This is a genomic window from Limnohabitans sp. (assembly GCF_044373035.1).
Lineage (GTDB): Bacteria > Pseudomonadota > Gammaproteobacteria > Burkholderiales > Burkholderiaceae_C > Limnohabitans_A.
In genome coordinates, this window is record NZ_JBILQU010000143.1 from 1 (window position 1) to 5,406 (window position 5,406).

A 5,406-nucleotide genomic window follows, 5' to 3' on the forward strand; every position below is an offset into this window, starting at 1 on the left:
GGATTTGCCCACCACTGGGGTCGAACACGCGGGTGACCGCATTGAGCAGCGATGTTTTGCCAGCGCCATTGGGGCCGATCACGGCCAGCACTTCGCCGGGCCTGACTTCCAGGCTCAAATCGGCAATGGCTTGCACGCCGCCAAAAGTGAGTGATAGTTTGTCCACTGTCAGCAGTGGGGGTGTGGCGTTGGATGTTTTCAACGGTAACGCTCCGATTTCATGTAACGCTTGTTGCGCTTGAAGGTGTCTTTTCGGTAGATCGGAAAAGATTCCAGCAGGCTGCGGATCTTGAGCCAGCGGCCGTTCAGGCCCATGGGCTCATACAGCACAAAAAGGGCCAGCACCAAGCCAAAGATGAAAGTCTCTAAGCCAAACTGTTTGGCCACGCTGTCGGGCAAAAATGGTTTGATGCGGGAGATGGCGGTGGGCAGGGAGCTGATGAGAATGGCCCCCATCACCGCACCGCGCAGACTGCCCAAGCCGCCGATCACGACCATGAGCACCAGCTCCAGCGACAGCAGCAAGGTGAAGCCATCGGGCGTGAGGTATTTCAGGTGGTGGGCCAGCATGCTGCCAGCCAGCCCGGTGATGCCCGCTGACAAGGCAAAAGCGCCCGCCTTCATGCGCTCGACCGGGATGCCCAAGGCGTAAGAGGCGGCTTCGGATTCGCGTACACCGATCAAGGCGCGGCCCATGCCCGAGCGCAAGATGTTGAGCAAGACCAACAGCACCAGCACCAGCGTGATCAGACAGAAATAATAAAAAGCCTTGGAGCCGCTCAGGGACAGGCCCAGAAAGACCGGGTCATTCACCGCCAGGCCGGTAAAACCGCCGGTGACCGAGCTCCAGTGGCCGATGATCTGTTCCACGATGATGGCAAAGGCCAGCGTCACCATGGCCAGGTAGAGGCCGGAGACGCGGATGGCGGGAATGCCCACCAGCAAACCGGCTGCGGCGCTCAGCAGTGCCGCCATCACCATCGACAGCGGCAAGGGCACACCTTTGGACAAGAACCAGGCGTGGCCATAGGCCCCAATCGCTATGAAGGCGGCATGCCCCAATGACACCTGTCCAGTCAGGCCGGTCAGCGACATCAGGCCCAGGCTGGCCACGCACAAAATGAAGATATAGGCCATCTCGCCGAGCATGAAGGGCGTGATGAACCAGGGCAGGGCACACAAGGCCAGCAGCAGCAAGGCATACAGGTTGCGGTCAAGCGGGCTGCGCCACAAGGCGAAGCCTTCGCGGTATTGGGTGTGGTAATCGAAACGCATCGGTGGGGTTCTTTCTTGTTTCAGACGCGTCGGCCATGGGCTTCGCCCAGCAAGCCATGGGGACGCACAATGAGCACGGCAATCAGCACCAAATAGGCCACGATGTCTTTGGTGCCGTCGGGCATGTAGACACCGGCGTACTGTTCGATGAGGCCAATCAGAAGCCCGCCCACAATCGCGCCCGGAATGCTGCCAAAGCCGCCCAGCACCAGGGCCGACAAGGCCTTGAGGGTGACAAACCATAAGCTGATGTCCACCAAGGTGATGGGCGCCAACAGCACACCTGCAAAGGCCGCCGTGACGCCCCCCAGCGCCCAGACCATGGAGTTGACGCGCTTGACGCGCACACCGTTGAGGTAAGCGGCCAGCTGGTTTTGTGAAGCCGCTTGCATGGCCACACCGAGTCGGGTGAAGCGGAAAAAGAAGAACAGCACCAAGGTCACCATCATGGACACGCCCAGAATGACCAATTGCAAGTTGGCAATCGACACACCGGCCAATTGCGTGCTTTGCTGGCTCCAGGGTGTGGGGTAGTTGCGTGACTCGGAGCCAAACAGCATGCTCACAGCACCCCGGATCATGAAGGCCAGTGCAATGGTCAGCATCACCCCCGCAAATTGCGGCTGGCCTGCAATGCGGCGAATGACCAAGGCATCCAGTGCAAAAGCAAACAGGGCCACGCCCAGCACGGTGATCAGCAAGGCCAGCCAAAACGGCAAGCCCCACACCGTGATCAAGCCCCAGGCACTGAAGGCCGAGACCACCAGCAAGTCACCATGGGCAAAGTTGAGCACTTCGGTGGCTTTGTAAATCAGCACAATGCCCAGCGCCACCAGCGCATAGATGGCCCCCACGGCGATGCCGTTGACGGTCAGCTGGGCAAAGGTTAGCCAAAAATCATTCATGGCGTTTTTCCATTGGATGTCGGGAAGGAGACTTCCCAGGGGTTCAGGTTTTGGTGGCAGTGATCACACGCCACCATGGGAAAGAAGCGGTGTTGACACGCGCGATGGCGGGGGCGAATCGAACTTTGCTCGTGCAAGTGCGATTCACTGGCCCAGTTGGACAGGCACACGATGTAGCCAAACAGATCGCGGCTGTTGGGGGTCAGCCGGTACAGCCTGCGGCGGGCGTCCTGTGCATCGGTTTCGCAGCTGAGCAAGTGGGACTCAACCATGTCCGAGAGGCGGCGCGACAGGACTTTGGGCCCGATGCCCAGCACATGGGTGATTTGGTCAAAGTAATGACAACCGAGCACCACCGCCGTGAGGATCAACAAACTCCAGCGGTCCACGCGCAAACCCAGGCTCATGTCGCTGGCCTCCCGCACGGACATCCGTGGGGTGCGAAGCCCCTCCAGCGGTTGGTGTCGCAGGCGGGGGTTGGGCACGAGGCTGTAGTCCAGGTCCTTCATGCTGATTTTTTCACCGCAGGCTTTGCAGCACAGCACGGGATTGAAGTGGTGCTCACAGGTCTGGTGGAAAAGTTTTTTGGGCAGGTCTTGCGCGCGCGCGCCCCATTTTTTTTCCCAAGCCCAAATCATCAGGGTGGCGTCGTACAAACCCAGGCCTTTGCGGGTCAGGTGGTATTCATGGCGGGGTGGGTTGTCTTGGTACAGGCGTGGCTTCATCACCCCGATTTGCACCAAAGAGCGCAAGCGGTCTGACAAAGTGGGGCGGGGGATGTTGGAAAAGCTTTGCAGCTCGTCGAACCGCCGAATCCCCAGAAAGGCCGACAGCATGACCTGCACCGTCCAGCGGTCACCCAAGACCTTCAGGCCGTGGCTGAGCGTGCTGGAGGCCAGCGCGGCGTGCGTCAGTTCCAGGTCGGGGCTGCTGATCATGGGGTCACTTGTGGGCGAGTGTGGTTGTCGCTGTGGGCGATCAGACGCGCTCAATCACCATGGCCACAGCCAAGCCGGCTGCGCCGCACAGGCTGATCACGGCACGGCGCGCTTGCCGCTTTTCCAGCTCGTCCAACGCCATGCCCACCAAGGCGCTGCCGGTGGAGCCCATGGCATGGCCCAGGGCAATGGCGCCACCATTCACGTTGAGCTTGTCGTGTGGCACGTTCAGGTGCTTCATGTAGTGCAACATGAGCGAGGCAAAGGATTCATTCACCTCAAACAGATCCATGTCCTGAACGGTCAGGCCCGCCAGGGCCAGGGCCTTTTCGGTGGCTTGCACTGCACCCGTCAGGGCCAGGGTGCGGTCCACGCTCACCGTGGCGGTGGCCAGGATGCGGGCGCGGGCTTTCAGCCCCAAGCGCTTTGCAGCAGCCGGGCTGGCCAGCAGAACGGCCGAGGCACCATCGGCCATGGTGGGGGAGTTGCCGGCGTGCTGCACATGGTCGACGTGGCTCAGGCCATAGCGTTGGCACATGATCTTGTCGATGCCGTATTTCTCGGCCATGGCCGCGAAGGCGGGGGTCAATTGGCCCAGAGTGTCGAGTGTGGTCTGCGCCCTGGGCGTTTCATCTTGCGCCAGCAGCACAGCGCCATCAGCACCGAATACGGGGGTCACGGACTTGTAGCGGCCTTGCTGCAAGGCGGTCACGGCACGTTGTTGGGAGGCCAAAGCGTAGGCGTCACATTGGGCGCGGTCAAAACCTTCGATCGTGGCAATGGTGTCGGCCGAAATGCCGATGGGCACCAGCGTGGTTTGTTGTTGGAATTCGAAGTCGTGCGTCAGGGGGCCCTGGTCAGACGCCATGGGCACACGCGACATCATCTCCACGCCACCCCCCACAGCCAAGCTGTCGTTGTCCATGGCCTGCTGAGCAGCCAAATGAACAGCGCTCAGGCCCGAGGCGCAGTAGCGGTTGATGCTCAGGCCGGGCACCTGGTCGCTCCAGCCGGCTCGCACCAGGGCGAGTTTGCCGATGTTGGCACCTTGATCGGCCGTTTGCGTGACGCAGCCGAAGATGGCGTCACTCACTTGTGCCGTATCGATGCCGGTTTGCTGGGCCAGTGCCTTGAGTTGCTGGGCCAATAAATCCACGGGTTTGAGGCTGCGCAGCGCGCCTTTGTCATTGCCTCGCCCCCGGGGGGTGCGCAGGGCTTCGATGATGAGGGCTTGGCTCATGCTGTGTCCTTGGGCTGAGGTGTCTTGGTCGGCAGGCGCGGAAAAAATGCCGGCACATGGGCGCAATAGGCTGCGTAGCCGGGTTTGCTTTTGGCCATGTGGCGCTCCATGAGCGAGGTGGCCGATCCTTTGTTCATGAACCAGGTCACGTAAACCGCTGGGACAACCGACAGCCAGCCCCACGAATGCGACAGCGCGAACACGCTGTAGCCCCACCACATGCAGGTTTGACCAAAATAGTTGGGGTGCCGTGTCAGGGCCCACAAGCCCGTGTTGAGCAATTGAGACTTGTCTGTGCGCAGGCGCTTGAACCGGGTCAGCTGCCAGTCCGCACCGGCTTCGAAGACAAAACCGACCAGCCAGACCAAGGCGCCCGCCACATGCCAAAAGCCAATGGGGCCAGGAGAGGTCATGCCAAACAGCAAGGGAATGGCCCACACCCAGATCACCACGCCTTGCAGCAAAAAGATTTGGAAATAGCTCCACCACCAAAAGCGTGCACCCGAGCGCTGACGCCAGCGGGCATAGCGCGGGTCTTCACCGTGGGGCAGATTGCGCCACAAAATGTAAAGCGAGTAACGGCCAAAACCCACCGTGGCCATGGCCAGCAAAAGCAGATGCGATGCCTGTCCTTCAGCACCCAAATGCTGGTAAAGCCACCAGGGTGCGGCCAACAACAGCATGCCGTAGGCGATGTCCATGATGCTGGCATCGCGTTTGATCAGGCTGATGACCCACACCACGGTCAGCCACAGCCACAGCCAAAGGCCTAGCTGTAAAAAATCAGCCAAAAACCTCGGGGCCACTTGGCCGCTGACGGCCACGGCTGCCACCGCCAAAGGCAGCACAGGGTAGGCGCGGTCAAGCCAGCGGATTTTTTCGCGCGGCATGGCCCACAGCCATACGGTGGCGAGCAAGGCCCAAGCGACCAGAAGGATCTGACTTTGTTGCTGCCATAAGGTCTGGATCATGCTTGTCCAGCCTCCACCACAAAACTCACGACCGTGGCGCAAGAGCCACCGATGTTCAGGGTCTGGATGCGCTTGGC

At 60.7% G+C, this 5,406-nt stretch carries 6 protein-coding genes; all 6 read right to left on the reverse strand.

Going from position 1 to position 5,406, the window contains the following annotated elements; all coding sequences use genetic code 11:
• Window positions 1–202: ATP-binding cassette domain-containing protein (locus ACIQ47_RS14420; protein ID WP_396438766.1), on the reverse strand; the 202-nt coding region annotated here is incomplete at its 3' end.
• Complete coding sequence (locus ACIQ47_RS14425; RefSeq protein ID WP_396438767.1) at window positions 199–1,275, reverse strand: branched-chain amino acid ABC transporter permease; 1,077 nt, start codon at window positions 1,273–1,275, stop codon at window positions 199–201. The genes ACIQ47_RS14420 and ACIQ47_RS14425, both read right to left, overlap by 4 nt.
• 20 nt (window positions 1,276–1,295) lie before the next feature.
• The gene (locus ACIQ47_RS14430; RefSeq protein WP_396438768.1) at window positions 1,296–2,180 is read right to left on the reverse strand and encodes a branched-chain amino acid ABC transporter permease; all 885 of its coding nucleotides are present in this window, start codon (window positions 2,178–2,180) and stop codon (window positions 1,296–1,298) included.
• Entirely contained in the window at window positions 2,177–3,118 is a 942-nt protein-coding gene (locus ACIQ47_RS14435; RefSeq protein WP_396438769.1) for a winged helix-turn-helix transcriptional regulator, read from the reverse strand. The genes ACIQ47_RS14430 and ACIQ47_RS14435 overlap by 4 nt, the downstream gene beginning before the upstream one ends.
• A gap of 40 nt (window positions 3,119–3,158) precedes the next feature.
• Complete coding sequence (locus ACIQ47_RS14440) at window positions 3,159–4,358, reverse strand: acetyl-CoA C-acyltransferase (protein ID WP_396438770.1); 1,200 nt, start codon at window positions 4,356–4,358, stop codon at window positions 3,159–3,161.
• On the reverse strand, window positions 4,355–5,406 hold a 1,052-nt coding region (locus ACIQ47_RS14445; RefSeq protein ID WP_396438771.1), incomplete at its 5' end, for a DUF1295 domain-containing protein. The genes ACIQ47_RS14445 and ACIQ47_RS14440, both read right to left, overlap by 4 nt.